The 20426-nt window shown below is 71.0% G+C and carries 16 protein-coding genes and 1 pseudogene; 9 read left to right on the plus strand and 8 right to left on the minus strand.

What is annotated here, in order from left to right; translation table 11 throughout:
* Positions 1–66: 66 nt before the first annotated feature.
* From B0F77_RS20875 to B0F77_RS20890, 4 genes are all read left to right on the plus strand, one after another.
* The gene (locus tag B0F77_RS20875; protein WP_245848480.1) at positions 67–1365 is read left to right on the plus strand and encodes a sensor histidine kinase; all 1299 of its coding nucleotides are present in this window, start codon (positions 67–69) and stop codon (positions 1363–1365) included.
* Positions 1362–2015 (plus strand): response regulator transcription factor, encoded by a 654-nt coding sequence (locus B0F77_RS20880; protein WP_086664631.1) that lies wholly within the window; start codon positions 1362–1364, stop codon positions 2013–2015. The genes B0F77_RS20875 and B0F77_RS20880 overlap by 4 nt, the downstream gene beginning before the upstream one ends.
* 110 nt (positions 2016–2125) lie before the next feature.
* Positions 2126–3640 carry an SLC13 family permease gene (locus B0F77_RS20885; protein ID WP_158102780.1) on the plus strand — a complete coding sequence of 505 codons (1515 nt, stop codon included), beginning with the start codon at positions 2126–2128 and terminating at the stop codon, positions 3638–3640.
* Between the two features lie 8 nt (positions 3641–3648).
* Positions 3649–4782, plus strand: coding sequence for a glycerate kinase family protein (locus tag B0F77_RS20890; RefSeq protein ID WP_086664632.1), 1134 nt, complete (start codon positions 3649–3651; stop codon positions 4780–4782).
* Here B0F77_RS20890 and B0F77_RS20895 read toward each other — a convergent pair.
* Positions 4772–5383: a hypothetical protein gene (locus B0F77_RS20895; RefSeq protein WP_086664633.1), complete on the minus strand. Its 612-nt coding sequence runs from the start codon at positions 5381–5383 to the stop codon at positions 4772–4774. The two genes, B0F77_RS20890 and B0F77_RS20895, sit on opposite strands and share 11 nt — an antisense overlap.
* 19 nt (positions 5384–5402) lie before the next feature.
* On the opposite strand from B0F77_RS20895, the gene B0F77_RS48715 reads away from it, so the two are divergent.
* A complete protein-coding gene (locus B0F77_RS48715) occupies positions 5403–5567 on the plus strand; it encodes a hypothetical protein (RefSeq protein ID WP_169730958.1) in 165 nt (54 codons plus the stop codon).
* Here B0F77_RS48715 and B0F77_RS20900 read toward each other — a convergent pair.
* Entirely contained in the window at positions 5512–6027 is a 516-nt protein-coding gene (locus B0F77_RS20900) for an alpha/beta hydrolase (RefSeq protein WP_086664634.1), read from the minus strand. The two genes, B0F77_RS48715 and B0F77_RS20900, sit on opposite strands and share 56 nt — an antisense overlap.
* Positions 6028–6072: 45 nt before the next feature.
* Between B0F77_RS20900 and B0F77_RS20905 the strand changes: the two genes are divergently transcribed.
* On the plus strand, positions 6073–6342 hold the full coding sequence (locus tag B0F77_RS20905; protein ID WP_245848485.1) for a MarR family transcriptional regulator: 270 nt from the start codon (positions 6073–6075) through the stop codon (positions 6340–6342).
* Here the strand turns inward: B0F77_RS20905 and B0F77_RS20910 are convergent.
* On the minus strand, positions 6332–7687 hold the full coding sequence (locus B0F77_RS20910; RefSeq protein ID WP_245848482.1) for an MFS transporter: 1356 nt from the start codon (positions 7685–7687) through the stop codon (positions 6332–6334). The two genes, B0F77_RS20905 and B0F77_RS20910, sit on opposite strands and share 11 nt — an antisense overlap.
* Before the next feature lie 84 nt (positions 7688–7771).
* Here B0F77_RS20910 and B0F77_RS20915 point away from each other — a divergent pair, with 84 nt between their 5' ends.
* The 3 genes and pseudogenes from B0F77_RS20915 to B0F77_RS49905 form a co-directional block, all read left to right on the plus strand.
* Positions 7772–8326, plus strand: coding sequence for a TetR/AcrR family transcriptional regulator (locus tag B0F77_RS20915; protein ID WP_086664637.1), 555 nt, complete (start codon positions 7772–7774; stop codon positions 8324–8326).
* 95 nt (positions 8327–8421) lie between these two features.
* Complete coding sequence (locus B0F77_RS20920; protein ID WP_086664638.1) at positions 8422–9342, plus strand: ArsR/SmtB family transcription factor; 921 nt, start codon at positions 8422–8424, stop codon at positions 9340–9342.
* Positions 9343–10124: 782 nt separating this feature from the next.
* Positions 10125–10499, plus strand: a pseudogene (locus B0F77_RS49905) (BTAD domain-containing putative transcriptional regulator); the annotation flags it as partial.
* Positions 10500–10646: 147 nt separating this feature from the next.
* On the opposite strand, the gene B0F77_RS20930 reads toward B0F77_RS49905, so the two are convergent.
* Genes B0F77_RS20930 through B0F77_RS20950 form a run of 5 tightly spaced genes read right to left on the minus strand, consistent with a single transcriptional unit; the run spans position 10647 to position 20311 of the window.
* A complete protein-coding gene (locus tag B0F77_RS20930) occupies positions 10647–12458 on the minus strand; it encodes an SWIM zinc finger family protein (protein ID WP_086664640.1) in 1812 nt (603 codons plus the stop codon).
* Entirely contained in the window at positions 12455–13558 is a 1104-nt protein-coding gene (locus B0F77_RS20935; RefSeq protein ID WP_086664641.1) for a VWA domain-containing protein, read from the minus strand. Before B0F77_RS20935 ends, B0F77_RS20930 begins: the two co-directional genes overlap by 4 nt.
* Positions 13555–15798, minus strand: coding sequence for a DUF5682 family protein (locus tag B0F77_RS20940; protein ID WP_245848484.1), 2244 nt, complete (start codon positions 15796–15798; stop codon positions 13555–13557). The genes B0F77_RS20935 and B0F77_RS20940 overlap by 4 nt, the downstream gene beginning before the upstream one ends.
* Complete coding sequence (locus tag B0F77_RS20945; protein ID WP_211293906.1) at positions 15756–16826, minus strand: ATP-binding protein; 1071 nt, start codon at positions 16824–16826, stop codon at positions 15756–15758. The genes B0F77_RS20940 and B0F77_RS20945 overlap by 43 nt, the downstream gene beginning before the upstream one ends.
* Positions 16823–20311 carry a WGR and DUF4132 domain-containing protein gene (locus tag B0F77_RS20950; RefSeq protein ID WP_158102781.1) on the minus strand — a complete coding sequence of 1163 codons (3489 nt, stop codon included), beginning with the start codon at positions 20309–20311 and terminating at the stop codon, positions 16823–16825. Before B0F77_RS20950 ends, B0F77_RS20945 begins: the two co-directional genes overlap by 4 nt.
* Between the last annotated feature and the right edge of the window lie 115 nt (positions 20312–20426).

Consider the following 20426-nt stretch of genomic DNA (forward strand, 5'->3'; position numbering starts at 1 on the left):
CCCCCGCCCCCATCACCGTGCTGCCGCCACCACCGCCGGTCGAAGACGACGACGAGGACGACTGACGTGCCCGCACGCGTGAAGATCATGTGCTGGCTCCTCGGCCTGATGACGCTCGTCCTCACGACCGTCGTGGTCGTGGTGTGGCGCTTCCTGCTCGTCGACGTCGACGACCGGATGAACCGCGCCCTGGAGCAGGAAACGAGAGAGTTCAGCTCCTACGCCGAAACCCACGCCGGTGACGCGCGAGCGGTGGCCGAGGCGCACATGCGCCTGCAGTACCCGGACGAGTACGAGGCCCACCTCGCGGTGCCGCCCGCGGGCAAGGTGCTGGTGCAGCGCTCGGACGTGACGTACGCGCTGGAGAACGATCGCGCGGTGCTGGGGGTGATCACGTCGTCCGCGGCGACCTGGGGAGTGGTGGCCACGCCCGCCGGTCCGTTCCGCTGGGCGAAGGTGCACGCCGTCGGTGGGTCGGAGATGTGGTTCGTGACCGGCTACTTCGAGGACGGCGTGCACGCCCCGGTGCACTCGACCGTGCGGGTGCTCGTGCTGGTGTCGCTGGCGGGCCTGCTGATCGCCGCGCTCATCGCGTGGTTCGTGGCGGGCGTGATCCTCGCGCCGGTGCGGATGGTCCGGCAGGCCGCCGCCGAGATCACCGAGGACGACCTCACCCGCCGCATCCCGGTGTCCGGCAACGACGACGTCGCCGCGCTGGCACGGCAGTTCAACTCGATGCTCGACCGCCTGGAACGCTCTTTCCGGCTGCAACGCCAGTTCCTCGACGACGCCTCCCACGAGCTACGCACCCCGATCACCATCGTCCGCGGCCACCTGGAACTGATGGGCGACTCGCCGGCCGAGCGCGCCGAGGTGGTGCGCCTGTGCACCGACGAACTGGACCGCATGGCCCGTCTGGTGGAGGACCTGTTGCTGCTGGTCAAGGCCGAACGCCCGGACTTCCTGCGTCCCGTCGCGACCAGCCTGCCCGAGCTGACCAGCGACATCGATGCCAAACTGCGCACACTGGGCGAGCGCCGCTGGGTGCTCGAGTCGATCGCGGAAGGGGAGGCGGTGCTCGACCCGCAACGCGTCACGCAGGCCCTCGTGCAGCTCGCCTCCAACGCGGTGCGGCACACGTCGGCGGGCTCCACGATCCGCTTCGGGTCCTCTGTGGACGACGTGGTGTCCTTCTGGGTGGCCGACTCCGGGCCGGGCGTGCGCGACGAGTCACTGCTCTTCTCCCGCTCGACCGGCCTCGGCCTGCCGATCGTGAAAGCCATCGCGGACGCCCACGGCGGCGCGGTCCGAGTGCGTTCGATCCCAGGAGAGGGAGCGACCTTCGTGGTGGAGGTACCGCGATGACCGGCCGGATCCTGATCGTCGAGGACGAGGAACGCATCGCCTCGTTCGTGGAGAAGGGACTGCGCGCCAACGGTTTCACGACCTCGGTCGTGTCGTCCGGCGCGGACGCCCTGTCGTGGGCCGCGTCCTTCGACCTGATCGTGCTGGACCTGGGCCTGCCCGACGTCGACGGCTTCTCGGTGCTGCGCTCGCTGCGTGCGCAGGGCGTGGCGACCCCGGTGATCATCCTGACCGCTCGTGACTCGGTGCACGACACCGTGGCGGGGTTGTCCGGCGGCGCCGACGACTACATGACCAAGCCGTTCCGGTTCGAGGAACTGCTGGCCCGCGTGCGGTTGCGGTTGCGCCCGCCCGGCGTGCCCGAGGCCACCGTGCTGTCGTCCGGCTCGCTGTCGCTGGACCTGCGCACCCGCCAGGCGATGCTCCCGTCGGGCCCGGTCGACCTGACCGCGCGGGAGTTCGCGCTGCTGGAGTTGTTCCTGCGGCATCCGGGCCAGGTGCTGGTGCGCGAACAGATCCTGTCCCACGTGTGGGGCTACGACTTCGACCCCGGGTCCAACGTGGTCGACGTCTACGTGCGCTCGCTGCGGCGAAAGATCGGCCCTGAACGCGTGGAAACGGTGCGGGGGATGGGTTACCGGCTCGTCTAAGCACCTGCCCAGAAGTCTTGTCCGAAACCNNTTCTGGCAGCCTGCTTAGATGAAGGCTCTTTCATCGTCGTCTCACGTGTGGATCAGCATGCGCCCGCAGGCTGGTTCTTGTGATTCTGACGTTGGTGGTCTTCGGGGCGGCGGTGCTCCTCTGGGTGTGCACGCCGCTGGACGACACGTTCGTCGCGCTCGCGGCGGTGGCGGCGTTGCTGCTGTTCGGCGTCCTGCCCGCTTCGTCGCTGGCGGCGCTCGGCAGCGCGACGACCTGGCTGCTCATCGCGGCTTTCGTGCTCGCGGCGGGGGTGACGGCGTCCGGGTTGCCCGCCCGCCTCGCGACCTGGCTGCTGGGCCGTGCCCGAACCGTGCGCGGCCTGGCCCACCTGACGGCACTCGCATTGCTGATCACGGCGTTCTTCGTGCCGTCCACGTCGGGCCGCGCCGCGTTGAGCCTGCCGGTCTACACGGAGTTGCGCGGGCGGTTGAACGACCGCGTCGCGAAGGCTTTCGGGGTGCTGTTCCCGTCGGTGATCCTGTTGACCGCGGTGGCCACCGCGGTGGGGGCGGGGGCGCACCTGATCACGAACTCGCTGCTGGAGGCCGCGACCGGGCAGGGAATCGGGTTCGGGTGGTGGCTGGTGCTCGGGGTGCCGCTGGCGGTGGTGAGCGCGTTCGTGACGGCCGAGATCGTGCTTTGGCTGTTCACAACGCGCGCGGACCGCAAACAACCCGTGGCAGCGCGGAGCGAGGGTCCCCCTCCAGGGGTCCCCTGTTCTAATTCTCCCAGACAGCACCGACAATTTCGGACGCTCGAACTCGCGCCGGCCACGAGCTCGGCAGGGCTCAGGCCCGAGCGGACCGCGTCGGCCGCGACCCAGCCGTTCAGCGGGCCTGGGCGGACCGCGTCGGCCGCGATCACGACTGAGCGGACCGGGCCGGGCGCGACCCAGCCGTTCAGCGGGCCTGGGCGGACCGCCTCGGCCGCGATCACGAGCGAGCGGACCGCGCCGACCGCGCCCCAGCCTCTCACCAGGCCCGAGTGGACCGCACTGGCCGTGGTCCTCGCCGTGTCCCTCACCTGGCTCACTGAGCCGTGGCACGGCATCGCCCCCGAAGTCGCCGCCCTCGCCGGCGCCCTCCTGATCACCGCCCCGCGCCTCGGCACCACGACGATCAAGCAGGCGTTCGCCGACATCCCGTGGTCGCTCCTGCTGTTCATGGCCGCCACCACGATGCTCGGCACCGCCCTCATCACCTCCGGCGCGGGAAACCTCCTCGCCGGCCTGGTCAACCCCGCCCACCTCCTCCCGACGGTGATCGTGGTCAGCCTGCTGGCGCACCTCGTGATCCAGTCGCGCTCGGCCCGGTCGAGCGTTCTCATCCCGATCGTCATCCCACTGGCCGTGGCCGCCGGCCTGAACCCCGCCGCGCTCGCCTTCGCCTCCACCGCGGCAGCCGGGTTCTGCCACACCCTCACGTCGTCGGCGAAACCCGTCGCGCTGTTCGCCGACGCCTACGCACCGAAAGACCTGCTCAAGCTGTCCGCGGTTCTCGCCCCGGTCACCGGCCTGCTCGTGTACGCGGCGGCCGTCTTCCTCTGGCCCTCGCTGGGCCTGCCACTGAAATGAGACCGATCATGCGTTTTCTCGTTGCTCCCAGCGGGTTCAAGGAATCACTCGACGCCTGTGCCGTCGCCGACGCCATCGCGGCGGGCATCCACCGGGTCGTTCCCGGTGCGGTCGTGGACCAGGTGCCACTGGTCGACGGTGGCGAGGGTTCGGCCAAGGCGCTCGCCGAAGCGACCGGCGGCACGCTGATCCCCGCACTCGTCACCGGCCCGATCGGCGAGCCCGTGCCGTCGCACTTCGCGTTGCTCGGCGGTCCCGGGCCGCGCACCGCCGTCGTCGAGATGGCGGCGGCCGCCGGGCTCAGGCTCGTGCCGAAGAACCACCGCGACCCGGCGAGCACCACCACGTACGGCGTCGGCGAGCTGATCAAGGCTGCGCTCGATCTCGGCGTCGACCGGATCCTCGTCGGCTGCGGCGACTCCGGCACGTCCGACGGCGGTGCGGGCGCGTTGCAGGCGCTCGGCGCGCGGATCACCGATGAACACGGGCGCGAGATCGGCAGAGGGGGAGCGGCACTGGCCGCGGCGAGGCGGCTCGATCTGTCCGAAGTGGACCCACGCCTGGGCAAGGCCGAGATCACGGTCGCGTGCAACCCGCACAACGTGTTGTGCGGCGAGCGCGGTGTGGCCAGGGTGTTCGGCCCGCAGAAAGGCGCGACGCCGAACCAGGTCGAGCAGCTCTCGCGGGCCCTCGACAACTGGGCGGACCTGCTCGGTGACGTCCGGACCATTCCCGGCGGCGGCGCGTCCGGCGGGCTGGGCGCGGGCCTGCACGCGCTGAACGCGACGCTGGTGCCGCGTTTCGACGTGATCCTCGAACACTCCGATCTGGACGCACGCCTCCCGTACGCCGACCTCGTCATCACCGCGGAGGGCGCCATCGACGGCCAGACCCCGCACGGCAAGGTGCCGTCCGAGGTCGCACGCCGCGCGAAGAAGTACGGCAAGCCCGTCATCGCGCTGGCCGGCACGATCGGCGCCGACGCCCGTGTGAACCACGACGTCGGCATCGACGCCTACACCAGCATCATCGCCGCGCCGGTCGAGCTGGACACCGCCATCGCCACAGCCGCGGAGCTGCTGACCGACGCGACCGAGCGCACGTTGCGGCTGCTGCTGGTCGGCGCGGCCCTCACACGATGACCGCGACCTCCTCGCCGAGCTTGGCGCCTTCCAACAACTCCAGGTCGTCACCGCTCCAGAAGCGACCGGGGTCGTACCAGTTGGGCCTGCGCTTGGGCAGCAGCCCCATCTCCTCGTACGTGACCGCCACGATCTCGGCGCAGAACGCGCTCTCGATCGTCACGTCGTCCTTGTGCCGCAACGGAACCCGCCCGCGCACCCAGCGCGAGGCGAGTTTCGCGGTCGAGGGGAACGGGGTGCCGTCGAGCCGCGCGACCGTCCGCAGCGCCGCGTCCTCCATCTCGCGCGTGACGGCGTGGTCGAGCTGCCGTACCCACACGCGCTGCCCGTACTTGTCGTGCCACGTCACGACGGCGTCGCGCAGGTCGTGCAGCTGCGCACCGCGCTGGTGCGTGCCGGTCCAGATGTCCTTGAGCGACTTGCCGAGCTCGGCGTGCCACATCAGCGGCGGCAGGTCGTCCAGCACGATCGCCATGCCCACGTGGTTGACCGGGCTGTTCGTCATGGCCTGGATCGCCCGGTCCGCGGGACTGCGCCCGCGGAACACCCACACGTCACCGGTACGGGTCATCTCGACGGCTCGGTCCAGGGAGGTCGGCATAGCCCGATAGCCTAGGCACATGAAGCTCTGGAAGCTGCTCGGCATCGCCGCTTTCGCGGGTGTCGCGGCGAGCGGCGTGGTCGTGGCCCGCAACCAGCGCCGCCGCGCCGCCTACACCCCGGACCAGATCAGGGAGCGTCTGCACCAACGGCTGGCCGAGGCTTCGCCCGAACGTTCTGGGTGAGGAAGAGCGCCGCGCGGTCGAGCGCGTCGTCCGCTTCGTCGAGGACGTCGGCGAACGCCTGGAACACGTGTGGCACGTCGGCGGTGACATCGAGGACGACGTCCACCCCCGCCGCCCTGGCGCGGGCGGCCATCCGAGTGGAGTCGTCCAGCAGCACCTCGTTGGTGCCGGCCTGGAGCAACATCGGCGGGATGCCGGCCACGGCGTCGTCGATCGCGGCCGGGAACGGGTGCTCGGGCGCGAGCCGGTAGTCCAGCGAGAACGCCCGCAACCCGGTCCTGCTCACCAGGTTCCCGGTCAGCGACAGTGCGGTCTCCGGCGAACCGACGACATAGGAGCCGCCGTGGAAGTACAGGATCGTGCCGGCGCGTTGCCGGTCCGCCGGTTCGACCAGCAGGGCCCGTCGTGACCCGAGCGTGGTGTCCGCGGTCCTGATTCCTACGAGTTCCTGCGGGAGCACCCGGAGGCCAGGGTCGCCGACCTGGCGGCCGAGTTCGCGATCGGGATCGGGGCGACCAGCAAGGGGATCGACCGCCTGGAACGGCTCGGCTGGGTGGCACGTCGCCCCAACCCGGCTGACCGCCGTTCGTCCTTGCTGGTCCTGACCGATGACGGCGTGCGCCTGGTCGACGCCGCCGAACAGACCTTCGCCGAGCGGGTGACCGAACTGCTCGAAGGGGCACTCGGCCGCACCAGGGCGGCGGCCGGCGCCGAGGTCCTGGCGCTCCTGCGCGCTGCCCTGGAACGCGACCGGATCGGCATGCCTACCGGCTGACGACCTCCCTGACCTCGTTCGGGATGAGCCGGTACGCCACGAACGCGGCGAGAGCCAGCAGTGCCGCCGCCACCAGCGCCGTGCCCTGCATCGCCTCGGTGAACGTGCCCGCGCGGGCCCAGGCCGACAGCACCGTCCCGAGCACCGCGATACCCAGAGCCGCGCCCAGTTCGTAGGCCGTCTCCGACACCGCCGACGCCGCACCGGCCTTGTCCGCGGGCACCGCCGAGACCACCGCGTCCGTCGTCAGCGTCAGCGCGAGCCCGACGCCGGCGCCCAGCACCACCAGCGCCACCGCGATCGCGCCGTATCCCGAGGAGAAGCCGACGAGCGTGAGGCCGCCGGCGCTGACCAGCAGGCCCGCCGCGATCGCGCGGCCGGTGCCGAGCAGGCGCACCACCGGGCCGATCAATGCGATCACGGCCATGCCGGCGAGGCCGAGTGGAAGCTCTCGCAGTCCGGCTTCCAAAGGCGAGTAGCCCAGCACGTTCTGGAAGTACTGCGACAGGAAGAACACCAGGCCGGTCAGCGCGAACACCGCGATCATGGTCGCGCCGACGGCACCGCTGAACGCGGGCTTGCGGAACAGGGCGACGTCGATCATCGGGTGCGCGGACGCCCGCTGCCGCCGCACGAACAGCCACAGCCCGGCCACGCCGACCAGTCCGGTCAGCAGCGCGGACCACGTCGGGCCGCCCAGCGCGACCTCCTTGATCGCGTACACCAGCGGCACCACGCCGACGGCCGACAACAGGGCGGACACGAGGTCGAAGGGGCCGGGGGACGGGTCGCGCGACTCCGGCAGCCACCACGCGCCGAACACGAGCAGCAGTGCCATCACCGGCAGGTTGATGATGAACACCGAGCCCCACCAGAAGTGCTCCAGCAGCGCGCCGCCGATCAACGGGCCCAGCGCGGCGCCCGCCGTGGCCGTCGCCGCCCACACCGCCACCGCCCGCGTGCGCTCGGCCGGGTCGGTGAACAGGTTGCGGATGATCGACAGCGTCGACGGCATGATCGTCGCGCCGGCCACTCCGAGCAGGGCGCGGGCCACGATCAGCCACTCGGCCGTCGGGGCGAAGGCGGCCAGCAGGGAGGCCGCGCCGAAGGCGGCGGCGCCGGTCAGGAGCAGCTTCTTGCGCCCGATGCGGTCGCCCAGCGTGCCCATCGTGACGAGCAGGCCGCCGAGCACGAACGAGTAGATGTCGCCGATCCACAGCACCTGCGCGGCGGACGGCGCCAGGTCGTGCTGGAGCTTCGGCAACGCCAGAGCCAGCACCGTGCCGTCGACGGCGATCAACAACAACGCGAGTGCCAGCACGCCCAGTGCTGCCCACTTCCGCATGACCATCTCCCTTTGCCGACCATATGGTCTGCAAAGTAACGTACCGTCCAGACGGTCGGTTCGCCAAACGGATAGGTTGATCACGTGCCCGGAGAACAGCGCAACGCGCCCCGTACCCGCCGTGAAGTGATCGAGGCGGCCGCGCGCGCGTTGATCGCGCACGGCCCTGGTGTCAGCCTCGACGCGGTGGCCAAGGAAGCCGGCGTGTCCAAGGGCGGCCTGCTGCACCACTTCCGCACCAAGCAGGCATTGATCGTCGGCCTGATCGACGAGTGGTTCGAGCACTACGACGCGACGGTCGAGCGCCTGCTCGAACCGGAGGCCATCCCCGGCCGGTGGACGCGCGCGCACATCCGCGCGACGTTCGAACCGGCCGGCCTGTGGTCTCACCCGTCTGTCGTAACGGCGCTGCTCGGCGTTCCGGAACTGCAGCAGCGGATGGACGTCGCCGCGACCCGCTGGCGGCAGCAAACCGATTCCGACGGGTTGCATCCGCAGCGTGCCGATCTCATTTCACGCGCACTCGATGGGGTGACGCTCGCCGATCTGCTGTGGCGGGACCAGGAGACGCCCGAGGAACGCGCACAGACCCGTGACCTGCTGCTGAAGCTCACCGAGCAGACCGGGCCGGTTGTTTGAGTTTGTCCGCCGAACGTTGTCAAGTGGAACAACGCTGACACCGGACAACGAGATCTGCGTACCGTCGGAAGTGGTTGCACTCCGGGGGGAAGCAAATGCCGATCGTGTTGTCCGAACCCGCGCCCAAGGGCCGCGGGCTGACGATTCTCTTCGAGTTGGAAGATCTCGCCCGCACCCGGTTCGCGTCGGCGCCGATGCCGATGTACGAACTGGTGTTCACGGTGCACAGCGGTAACTGGGACCGCCTGCTGCTGCCGCAGATCCGCCCGCTCGCCGAACTGGTCCGGCCGGGCCGGTTCATCCCCGACTTCTTCAACTCCGCGCGCCCCGACTTCGACGAGGCCGTGCGCCAGGTGCTCGACGTGCCCTCGAACCGGGTGCGCGACCAGATCGCGAGCATGCTGGGCACGACGTCGCCGTGGCTGAGGTCGTTCGCGGCGGGCACTCCGACCTCGCGCCAGGACCTGCGGTCGGCGTTCAACTCGGGCTTCCGCGACCTGCTGGGCGCCAACTGGCCCGAGACGCGCCAGGCGTTCGACGCCGAGGTGCGGCTGCGGTCGTCGCAGGCGGTGACCCGAGGGCTGGGGGAGTTGCTCGGTAACCTGCACCCGTCGATCTCGTGGACCTCGCCCGCGCTGCACGTCGAGCTGGGCTGGGACACCGAGATCTCGTTGCGCGGCTCGGGGATGCTCATCGTGCCGGTGCTCAACGGGCTGACCCGCCCGGCGGTGTCGATGTTCGCCGAACCGCAGCCGCTGCTGTTCTACCCGGTGGCGACACCGCAGCCGAGCGGCGCCAGCCTCGAACTGGCCCTCGGACGCACCCGCACGCTGGTGCTGCGCGCGCTGACGTCCGAACGCACCACCACCGAACTCGCCAAGCACGTGGGCATCAGCCTGCCGACGGCGTCGCAGCACGCGACCGCGCTGCGCACCGCGGGATTCGTCTCAACCCACCGCAACGGGAGGTCGGTCCGCCACCGCCTGACCAGACGCGGCTGGGAACTGTTGAACTAGCTCGTGTCCGGCAAGTCCGTCCGCGACAGCCGCCTCCCGGCCTCTGAACCAGATCACTTCGGCAGTGACTCTCAACGAACGGACTTGTCGGATACGACCCAAGCTGGGAGGCCCGCATGACCGCGATGCCGCGGTACCGCACCGACCCGAGTCCCCGTGCGCTGGCCGCCCGGCTGCGTGCCCTGCGCACCGCCCAGGTTCCCGTCGCCTGCGGCGTCTACGCGGGCCTTTCCAGTCCCGGCCCCACCTCCGCGTTGCACGCGCGGATCACCCACGCGATGGCGTCGGCGTTCGTCGTGGGCGCGTCGGCGGGCGTGCCGCGCTTCGAATCTCCACCGTCCGCCCAGCTCCGGCTGCTCACGGCGGCGAGCTGGGGCCGGCTCGACGGCGTCGGTGCCGACATGACGACGTTCCCCGTCGACCTGGCCTCCGAACTGTGGTGGCGGGTCCACGAGCGCACGCTCGGTTCGTTGCGCATGGCCGAACGCCGCGTCGCCTGCGATCTGTTGCTGCGCCTGGGATACCCCCAGCGCGCCGCCACGGTGATCGGACTGTCGGTGATCGACCCGCGCAAGCACGTGCTCTCGCCCGAACTCGCGATGGAGGAGCTCGCCGTGCTGCGCTGCCACCTCCCGGCGTCCGCGGTGGAGGCCATGGCGTTGCACGGCGCCCGGTCGGGGCTGCCGGCCGAGACGCGACGGGATCTGGCGTTGCTGGTGGTGTTCCGCAACGCCGCCCGCGGTGCCGACTCCACCTCGCTGCGGGCCGCCGCCGCGCTCGCGATGAAGGCGGCGTCGGAACTGCCGACGGCCGGGTTCACCGGGGCGCTCCAGCAGGTGCGGCTGCACCGGGCGATCGCCGCCGTTCCCTTCGTGCGCCGGGACATCGTGGAGGCGCACCGGTTGCTCGGGCGGGCGCTGGACGGCCTGACCGCGATCACGCCGGGCTCCGCCGAGATCGATCGGCTGGCGTGGGCCGACGAGGCGTATGCCCTCTACTGCTTCCTCGTGCAGACCCACCTGACCGTCGGCCTGGGACAGCGCGCGGTCGGGTACGCCGAGGAACTCGTCGAACTCAGTCCCGGTGACGACAGGACGTGGGCACTGCTCGGCGACGCGCTGGCGGCGAGCGGACAGCTGGAGGACGCCCTGGAGGCCTACGGCCGTGGGGTGTCATTGGGTGGTTGTGGTGCGGCGCGAGCGGCTTACCTCCGTGGGTTCGTGCTGGAACGGCTCGGGCGGGTGTCCGAGGCCGCCGAGTACTACGTGCTGTCGCAACGCATCGACCCGACCTTCTCGGTCGTGTCACCGGGCATCGGCGGTGACCAGCAGTCTCAGGTACGCGCTGAGCCAGGTGGTCGAGGCCGGGGCGTCGGCGAACGCCGTGAGCTGGGCCGCCGCCGTGCGCAGCCCCGTGCGGTGCAGGTGCGCGGCGACCTCGCGCGTGCGGGCGAGCAGGCCGTTCGTGAGGTGGTCCAGGCCTCGATGAACGGCCTCGGCTAAGACCGCCAGCGCGTTGTCGACGGCCGCGGTCAGCGGATCGGCCGTCGTGACGCCGGGCGGCAACGGCTGCGGTGACGTGTCCGTCGCCAGGTCCAGCACCACGACACCGGCGGCAGTGTGCACGCCGAGCGGTTCCACCACGAGCGTGCCGCGGTGGCGGCGCACGGCGCCGGTGATCGTCGTCGGGCCGGCCCGCAACGCCGTCACCAGTGCGTCGAGCGCGTTCGGTGCCACCGCCCGGTGGGTCGCTTCCAGGACGCAGGTGGCGTCGGCGTGGTGGAGGGTCGCTGTCAGGCGTTGTGCGGCGGGGTCGTAGGCCACATCGGACACCTCGGTGACGCGGACCGCGCGGACCAGTTCCGCCTCGACCCGCGCCCGCACCTGCCGTGGCGGCAGTTCGGCCAGGTGTGCGGCCGCCGCCTCGTAGTCGCTGATGACCAGCGCCTGCGGCAGGTGGTCCCAGGCCGTGCCGACCGGGGTGATCGAGGTCTTGGCGACCCGGCTGGTCTTGAGCGTCACCGCGCGGCTCGCGCTGCGCGTCGCCGACTCGGAGACGACGTTCGCCGCGGCCAGGCGCTGACCGGTGCGCAGGACCGTGTCCCGCTGCACCAGCACCACGTCACCGGACGCGAAGTAGACGTCGGCGGTGGTGGCGGTGCGCAGCCGGGCGCCGAGCGCGGTGAGCCGGACCCGCTTGAGCGGCGTTTCGGCGGGTTCGTCAGGACCGAGGACTTCGGCGCGCGGTCCGATCGCGGTGGTGCGCGCGTGCAGTTCGGTCAGCAGTGCGGCGAACCGTTCGGCCTCGTAGCCGGCGCTGCGCCGGCGATACGCGGTCAGCTGGGCGAGCAGGTCGGTGATCACGGCGGCCGGCCAGTGCAGGCGCAGGGCGGTGAGGTCGCGGTGCAGGCGCTGCCACGCGACGTCCAGCACCTCGCTCGCGTTGGTCGCGCCGTCGAGCAGCAACTGGTCGAGCAGGTCGGTGACGGCGGTCAGATCCGTTGCGGTGGTGGGAGATCCACCCACGTTCACGGTGTCCTTGGTGTCACCGCCCTGAGCGTCGGCCGCGCGGAACGCCCACACCGCCAGCGCCGTCGCCTCGTCCTTGTGCACCGCGTCGGTGTGGACGTAGGAGAGATCGCCGGGCACCAGGAACGTCACCGTGCACGTCGGGAGTTCCGCCTGGGCGGTCTGGTCTGCCGCGGTCGGATGGCGGAGCTTGGCGCGGTAGCCGGCCTGCATCGCTCTGCGGGCCCGGCGCAGCGTGCGTTCGCCCATCAACGCCGTCAGGTCGTCGTCGGTGACGGCGGCCGGCGACCACAGTTCGACCGGTGTATCGGCTTCCGCAGTGCGTTGGTACGCAAGGACAACCGCGATGCGATGCCGGCACACGCCCGCCGCGCCGCAACTGCACCGCGCCGCGTCGAGGGTGGTGTTCGGCGGCAACGTGGTCGTGGTGCCGTCCGGGAACTTGCCCGCAACGGCACCGGCCGGGTCGGTGTCGAGCGCCGGGACCACACCCGCGTCGAGCTCCTTGGTGGCGCGCTTCACCAACCCGCGGTTGGCCAGCGCCGCGAGCGCGTCCGGGGTGAGCGCCAGCAGGTCGGGTCTGGTCACCTGAGTTTCTCCGCGACGAATTCGGCGAGCTCACCTGGAGTCATCGCGCCGACGTGGGCGCCGACGTTCGCCAGGCGTTGCCCCAGTGCTTTGTCGTAGGCCGGGTTCGCTTCCCCGTCCAGCGCGGCCAGGCACAGGACGTGGGTGCCCTGCTCGCACATGCCCTTCACCGTGCGGACGAGGTGCGCCTCGTTGCCGCCCTCGTAGAAGTCGCTGATGATCGCGACGATCGCCCGGCGCGGGCTGTCGACGAGCCCGGCCCCGTACGCCACGGCCTTGGCGATGTCCGTGCCGCCGCCGAGCTGCACCTTCATCAGCAGCTCGACCGGGTCGGTGACGTCGGAGGTCAGGTCGACCACGTTGGTGTCGAAGGCGACGAGGTGTGTCCGCAGGCCCGGCAGTCCCCACAGGCAGGCCGCGGTGACCGCGGAGTGGATCACCGAGCTGGTCATCGACCCCGACTGGTCGACCAGCAGCACTACCTGCCACTGCTCGACGTGCCGCCTGGTGCGCGAGACGAACTTCGGGTGCTCGATCGCGAGCTTGCGCTCCTCCGGCTGGTAGCGCTGGAGGTTTGCCCTGATGGTGGAACGGAAGTCGAAGTTGCGCGAGTTCTTGTGGATGCTCGGCCGCCGCGACCGCGTGCCGCTGAACGCCGTGCGCACCTCGGTCTTCAGCTTCTCCATCAGCTGCTTCACCACCGCCTCGACGATCCGGCGGGCCATCACGAGCACGTCCGGGTTCATCAGGTGCTTGGTCCGCAGCACCGCGCGCAACAGGGCTGGGTTCGGCTCGATGCGTTGCAGCACATCGGGATCCGTGACGATGTCGGTGATCTCGTACCGCTCGACGGCGTCGCGTTCCAGCCGTTCGATCGTCTCCTTCGGGAACAGCGTGTGCACCTCGTCCAGCCAGTCCACGGTCTGCAGCACCGAGTCCTCGCTGCCGCCCTTGCGCACGCCGCGTTCGGCGAGATCGGGATCGCGCCCGTAGAGCCACTCCAGCGCGGCGTCCTGGCGTGCCGCCGCGCCCTGCAGGCCGCCGGTGCAGCGCGCGGCGGGGTCGCCGAGGATCAGCCGCCAGCGTTCCAGATCCGTCATGCCAGCCCGCCCTTGACGAGCAGCGCGTCGACGCGTCGTTCCACGGCCAGTGCCTCCGCCACGATCATCGGATCAACGTTGAGCTTGGTGAGACCACGCGCGTCGCCCTCGACGCCGCGGTGGTCGAGAACGGTGGCCGCGATGGTCTCTCGTTCCCTGGGCGGGAAGTAGCTGAAGGCGAGCCGCAACGAGGGCAGCGCCACCAGGAACTCCTCCTCGGTCATCGCGCTGACCAGTTCGTCCAGCACCCCGACCAGATCGGGGCTCGCCAGCACCTCTTCGCGGGCCACCGCGAACAACCCGGCCAGCCAGTCGCCCAGCGCCTCGATGTTCCGGACCTTCCGCACGTCCGGCTGGGAGCCCAGCGTCCACGCGAGCCCGAGCGCGGCACCGCGCAGATCCGGCGGCGCCTGCACGTCGTTGCTCACGCGGGTCGCCACGCCCGTGACGTCCGCGGTGTCCAGTGACAGCGCGGACTTCGCGTGCAGCACCGCGTCCCTGGTCGCCGCCATGGCCTTGAGCCGCTGCGGATCGGCCGGCGCCGGGCCGCCGTGCAGTCCCTCGATCAGCCACAGCACCCTGGCCGTCCCCGCGTCGATCACGCTGCCCAGCAACGGATCCTTCCTCGTGCCGAACAACCTGTCGTGCCGCCACAGGCCCAGCACCCCGCTGAGCACCTGACCCAGCACCGCGAGGTCGCCGGTCTGCCCGACGCCCTCGTTGAGGGACCGCTTGACCCGGCTGGACAGTGTCGAGATGCCGCAGAGCACCACGTCGAACAGGATCGCGGCGAGCTGCTGCAACTGGGCGTCCCGCGACCGGCGTTCCAGCGCCACCCCGGCCGCTTCCTCCAGCGTGGCACCGTTCTCGGCGGCCTCGATCAACGCCGCCAGCCGTTCGTCGGTCGGGCGGAGCACCCACTGCTCTTCCAGCTGTGGTTGCGCGCCCTCCGCCGGCCCGCTCGTGCGCTCGAAGCCGGGGATCCGCAGCACCCGCAGCCGGTGCAGGATCCTGCTGCGCTCCAACGCCTCCGGGTCCGTCAGGTCGAGCGCGATCTTGCCCTCCTGATCGAGGCCGTGCGCCCGCAGCAGCTCCTGCACGGCGTTGACCAGCGGTGGCGCCGGCGTGTCCGGGTGCAGCCGGCCGACCTTGGCGCCCCGCAACGCCCCGATCATCTCGATCAACGCGGGATGCGCGCCGGGCTGCAGCGTGCCGCGCCGCGTCCACGGCGGTGGCTGCGTCAGGTCCTCGGAGATCAACGCGCTGGTCAGCCCGTCCAGCACGTCCGTGCGCGCCAGGTTCTCGTGCCCGCGCAACCGTGCCAGCGCGCCGGCCTGGGTGTGCGCCGCGATCAGGTCCGCCGTGGACACCGGCTGCTGCCGCCTGCGCAGCCGCGTGGCGACCGACTCCACCAGCCAGTCCGCCGCGCGCTGCGCCCCTTTCTCCCAGACCTGCTGGTAGTAGCCGGGGGACGGCATGCCCGACTGGTAGCCGGTGAACGCGTCCAGCCGTGCGTGCGAATACGGCACCAGGTAGCTCGCACCCCTGTCGCGTTCCGGCACCTCCGGCCAGTCGGTGCCGCCGTCGAGTCTGGCCTTGAGCGCGGCCGTGTGGAAACCACCGGTCACCACGACGACCGGCCGGTCGCCCGCGTGCCGCACCGCTGCCCGCACCCAGCGCGCCATGTACTCCTCACGCGCCGAGTCGCCGTCGTCGGCCGTGGCCGTGCCGCGGAGCAGGTCGAAGTACTCGGCCATGCCCCGCGGCTCGTCCTCGCACTCGAAGAGGTGGTCCCACAGCACGTCCACGTTGTCGACCGCGAACTCCCGGCACAACCGCTCGACCACCTCGGCGTAGCGCAGTTCCGCGTCGGCGTAGCGGTTGCTGACGTCCCGGAACGCCTCGTGCCACGCGGGCAGGTCGATGAACCTGACCTCCGCCCCGCAGCGGCGCCCCTCGGTGATCGCCACCCACTCCGGCGAGTAGTCGCAGAACGGCGACCACGACGCGTGCTCGTCCGAGTAGCTGAACAACGCCACCGGCAGCTCGTGGCCCAGCAACAACTCGTCGATGCGCTCGTTGAAGTCGGCCGGTCCCTCGATCAGCACGTACGCGGGCTGCTGGGTCTGGATGTTGTCGGCGACCAGCCGGGCACAGGCGGGACTGTGGTGCCGGACGCCGACGAACACGGCGCCCATCAGCCGGGCAGCAGGTGGCGGGCCCGGTGCAGCTCCTGCCACTGCTTTCCCTTGCGGCGCGGCGCGTGCTGCTCCAGGTACCGGCGGAGGCGGGCCAGGTCCTCCGCGTTGTCCTTGGCCGCCGTACCCGCCAGGCACTCGACGACGTCCGCGGCCGATCCGGCCTCACCGCGCAGGAACCAGCCGCGCAGCCCGACCGCGTGCGCCACCGACACCGCCTCCGCCGTGCTCATGACGGTGGTGAGCCGGTCGTTGCCCTCCCGCAGGTCGCGGAACGTCCTGACGAGGACCTCCAGCACGTCCCGCTTCGGGGCGAGCTCCACCCCGGAGCGTTCCAGCAGCTTCGCCGCCTCCTGCTCGACCAGCGCGAGCTCGGTGTCGAAGTCCGCGATCGGGAACACCGTCTCGAAGTTGAACCGCCGCTTGAGCGCGGCGCTCATCTCGTTGACGCCGCGGTCGCGCGTGTTCGCCGTGGCGATCACGTTGAACCCGTCCTGCGCGAACACCATGCCGTCCGGGCCGTTCAGCTCCCCGATCGCCATCACGCGGTCGGACAGCATCGACAGCATGCAGTCCTGCACCTCCAGCGGACAGCGGGTGATCTCCTCGAACCGCACGATCTTGCCCTCGGCCATGCCTCGCAGCATCGGTGCCGGCACGAGCGACCGCGGCGACGGCCCCTCCGCCACCAGCAGCGCGTAGTTCCACGAGTATTTGATCTGATCCTCGGTGGTGGCCGCGCCACCCTGGATGGTCAGCGTCGACTCGCCGCAGACCGCCGCCGCGATCAGCTCGGACAGCAGCGACTTCGCCGTTCCGGGCTCACCGACGAGCATCAGGCCCCGGCTGGTGGCCAGTGTGACCAACGCTCTGTCCACAAGGGACGGATCGCCCACGAACTTCTTGGTGATACCGCGTTTCTCGTCGCCCACCACGAACCTGCGGGCAGCGTCGAGGCTCAACGCCCAGCCCGGCGGCTTGGGCGCGCTGTCGCCGTCGCGCAGCCGGGCGAGCTCGTCGGCGTAGCGCACCTCGGCGGGTGGGCGCTGCATCGTCTGGGTGCTGGTCATGACTGCAGGGACTCCAGTTCGGAGAGGAGCTCGGAGACGGTGATCGGGCCGACGTCGAAGGTGCTCGGCGCGTCCTGGGGTGCGGACCACGCGCCGTGGCCGCTGGGCGAGAACCACACGTCGGTGAAGCTGACCTCGGGGAAGACGTCCATCGCGCCGACGGCGATGCCGGGGTCGAGGCGGGCGACGAGCGCGCCGCCGCCGGGGAACGGGCGGGTGATCCAGCACTCGACGCCCGCGTCCTGGGGTTCGCCGCGGACCCAGCCCTTCTTGGTGAGGCCGAGGATCTTGCCGATCGGGTGGGCGACGTCGCAGTACTTCTTCAGGTGGGGGAGCAGGTCGGCCGCGGACGCCACCAGGTGTACCGGCCGGCCCAGCTGCGGGAAGGGTTGCAGGATCTCGTAGTCCGCGAACACCTCACCCCAGGCGTGCGCGGTGTCCTGGAGGTCGACCGGGTGGGCCACACGAACTACTGCGTTCTCCGGCAACGTGAACTCGTCGTCCTCGGCGTTGGCCAGCGTGCGGTCCTCGGCCAGGCGGAACGACTCGCCCTCGGCGGTGATCCAGACCAGGCGGCGGACCAGGTGCCACAGCAACGGGTGCGCGGCCAGCACGGTCCGGAACTCCTCGGCCGTCCAGGTGCGCTGGTCGACCATGGCGCGTTCGAGGCGCTGGATCTGGTCCGACGCGATGGAGCGGACGTCCTTCTTCAGCGCCGTGAACCGCTTGTGCTCCAGGGGCGCCAGGTCCTGGTCGTCCTTGGCGCCGGGCTTCGGGAGGTCCTTGCGGCGCTTGCCGTCCGGGTCGAGGACGAACGGCTTGAGCTGCTCGTCGAAGCCGACGGTGAACCTGCGCGGGCCGTAGTCGATCACCAGGGTCGCCGCGTCGTCGAGACCGAGCCGCGGGACGAGGCGGTCGGACAGCTGGTCGCGGCTCAGGCCCAGTTCGGCGGCGATCTGGGCGACCTTCTCCTGGGCGCGGGTCTGCAGCCCCTTGAACGGCACCTTGTCCGCGATGCTGTTCAGGTGGGACAGCGCGACCTCGGTGCCGATGTCCGCGAGCACGTCCAGGCCCGTGACGGCCCTGGCGTGCTGGCTCTCGCCCGGCCAGGTGCGGATCACCGGGGCCAGGGCGCGGACCGTGTCGTCGTTGCCGAACCAGCCGAGCGCGGTCAGCGCCCAGTTCTCCTTCGACGGGCCGCCCGCCTTCTGCCACTGCTCGAACACCGCCCACGCGAACGCCGCCAGCGACGCGGGGTCGAGCGCCTCGCGGGCGATCGGCAGTCCGGCGTAGAGGTCGCCCGGCTTGGACAACGCGGCCGTCATCAGCAGGTGGCCGGCGGCCTCGGAGGACAGCGCGTGTTTGCGGTCCGCGAGCAGGACCTGAGGCAGCAGCCGGGTGTCGGCCCACTCGCCGATCACCGGCAACTTGGCGGGCAGCACGTCGAGCGGATCGACCGACAGCACGACGTCGATCGCCGCCCTGGCACCGCACTCCTCGGCGATCGCGGCCACGTCCACGCCGAGGTTGTGCAGGTGGCGCAGCGCTGTTTCGGCGTTGCGGCGGGCGATGCCCGGTTTGCCGGCGGCCGCGGGGACGAGCAGGCGGGCGGCCTCCTCGCGGTGCCGGGCCAGCCACTCGACGCCCCAGCGCCGGGGCTGCTTGGTCCTCGCGAACCAGTCGGCCATCACCGCCGCCACGTCGGGCGTCGCGAAGGGCAGCAGCACCACGCCCGTTCCTCCGGGGGAGGTCTGGACGTGCCGCAGGAGCGCGGGCACCGCGTCGACGCCGAACCGGGCGGCGATGTTCTTGCCCCACTCCTCGACGCCGTAGCTGTAGGCCGGCTGCCAGTCCGCGAGCAGGTGCCGCACCTCGTCATCAGGGGCGAGGAGGAACAGGTCGTTGTCGCAGTAGCCGATCGTGCCCGCCTGGTACCGCGCGAGCAGCTTCCTCCAGTCGTGGTGGTCCTGCAGCCACTCGGCGCCGCACTTCAGCCACTGCTCGCGTTCGCCCTCCTCCCACCGCACGGACCCCTGCGGCACCCGCAGGTCCTTCAGCACCACGGGCTTCACCTGCCGCTTGCGGTTCAGCCACGGCGGCGACGCCAGCAGCGGCGGCAGCTGGTCCGCGCTCGCCACCGGCACGACGTCCGCCGCGGACTCGGCCAGCACCGCAGCGGCCTCCGCAGGCACCTCGAGCGACGGGTTCGACATCAGGTGCGCGCTCAGCAGCCGCCGCATGTCGTCGTTCGACACGCGCTCCGCCAGCAACCGTGCCGCGCGGGCGGGGAACGCGGCCATCGCGGACAGCACCGCCGGGCGAACGTACTTCTGGTCCAGCCGGTCGAGCAGGATCGTGAACGCCTCGTCGGTGGGCAGCGCCGCCAACACCTTCAGCGCTTGCTTGCGGCCATCCGCGCGCTGGTAGTAGATGTCGCTGTCGAGCTCTTCGGCGAGCATCGGCGCGACGGCCGGCCCCAGCACGTACACGGCCGTGTACAGCAGGGAAGCCGAGGCGGTGATCGACTGCTCGGCCTTCTTGAAGTCGTCGACGTCGCGGGCGCTGCTCGGCAGCATCCACCACTTGCTCCGGGTGTAGCCCTGCTTGCAGAGCCAGGCGAACCAGTCCGTCCGCTCCGGCAGCAGATACGACCGCACTTCCTGGTGTTCCTTCGTCTTGCCGAGCTCTTCCAGAGCGGCTTCGGCGGCCGCCCGCTCCTCGTCGTCCGCGACCGCGATCGCGTACCGGACCGTCGTGAGCATCTGGCCTTCTGGCTCGTTCGGCGAGGTCTGGAAGCCGTCGCGGACGTAATGCAGGCGGACGCCGGTCAACCTGCCGCGTCGCTCGTCCCACTGTTCCGAGTACGTCAGGCCCATGTACTGGACGGCCGCGGTAGCGGCGAACGCGAGCCCGTGGTCGGCGATCCACGCGTGCACGGAGGGCAGGACCGACTTCGTGATGGCCGCGATCGCCGCCGCCCCAACGGGGTTCGCCTGTCCGGCGAGGTGTTCACGGGCCGCGCCGACCAGATCGGCCGCGGAGCCCTTCAGGGACAACGCGCTCTCGATCGCCTCGGCCTGGTCGACCACCTGCTGCCGCGCCTCGGCGGCTCTGGCGGTGTCCACCGAGAACTCCGGTGCCGGGTCGAAACCGCGCTGCCGCACCACGTCTCTCAACCACGCTCTGGGCATCACCCAGGTGTCCTCGTCGGCGACAGCGGCCTCGGGTGCTTCGGCGACGGAAGTGGTTTCCGGCTGGAGCACCGCCGGAGCGTCGGCCGAGCCGACCGCGCGGTAGCCCTTCTTCTCCTTCTCCGCCACCAGTTTCGCGACGTGGGCCTCGGCTGCCTCCGGGGAGGCGAGCTCCTTGGTCTGGGTCTGGCCGTGCGTGTCCAGTCGTCCGAACCGGACGGTCACCCGGACACCGTCCTGCTCGATCTCCCAGAACTTCGCCGAGCCGCCCGACACGAGTTCCCACCTGCGCACTGCCGTACCTCCTGGGACCGGAAAGGGAGTTGATGTGTGTGCACGGACGTTACTCAGGGGGTCTGACAATTCTTTGCGGTCGGCTTAAAGAACTGATCAGACCCCCTGCGGCGGC

Origin of the sequence: Lentzea kentuckyensis (assembly GCF_002150765.1) — a bacterium.
In the GTDB taxonomy this organism is placed as follows: Bacteria; Actinomycetota; Actinomycetes; order Mycobacteriales; family Pseudonocardiaceae; genus Lentzea; species Lentzea kentuckyensis.

Bases quoted from the DNA above. Each gene is read 5' to 3' on its own strand.
- B0F77_RS20880 (WP_086664631.1), top strand. From the start codon at position 1,362: ATGACCGGCCGGATCCTGATCGTCGAGGACGAGGAACGCATCGCCTCG.
- B0F77_RS20890 (WP_086664632.1), top strand. From the start codon at position 3,649: ATGCGTTTTCTCGTTGCTCCCAGCGGGTTCAAGGAATCACTCGACGCC.
- B0F77_RS20895 (WP_086664633.1), bottom strand. From the start codon at position 5,383: ATGCCGACCTCCCTGGACCGAGCCGTCGAGATGACCCGTACCGGTGAC.
- B0F77_RS48715 (WP_169730958.1), top strand. From the start codon at position 5,403: ATGAAGCTCTGGAAGCTGCTCGGCATCGCCGCTTTCGCGGGTGTCGCG.
- B0F77_RS20910 (WP_245848482.1), bottom strand. From the start codon at position 7,687: ATGCGGAAGTGGGCAGCACTGGGCGTGCTGGCACTCGCGTTGTTGTTG.
- B0F77_RS20920 (WP_086664638.1), top strand. From the start codon at position 8,422: ATGCCGATCGTGTTGTCCGAACCCGCGCCCAAGGGCCGCGGGCTGACG.
- B0F77_RS20935 (WP_086664641.1), bottom strand. From the start codon at position 13,558: ATGACGGATCTGGAACGCTGGCGGCTGATCCTCGGCGACCCCGCCGCG.
- B0F77_RS20945 (WP_211293906.1), bottom strand. From the start codon at position 16,826: ATGACCAGCACCCAGACGATGCAGCGCCCACCCGCCGAGGTGCGCTAC.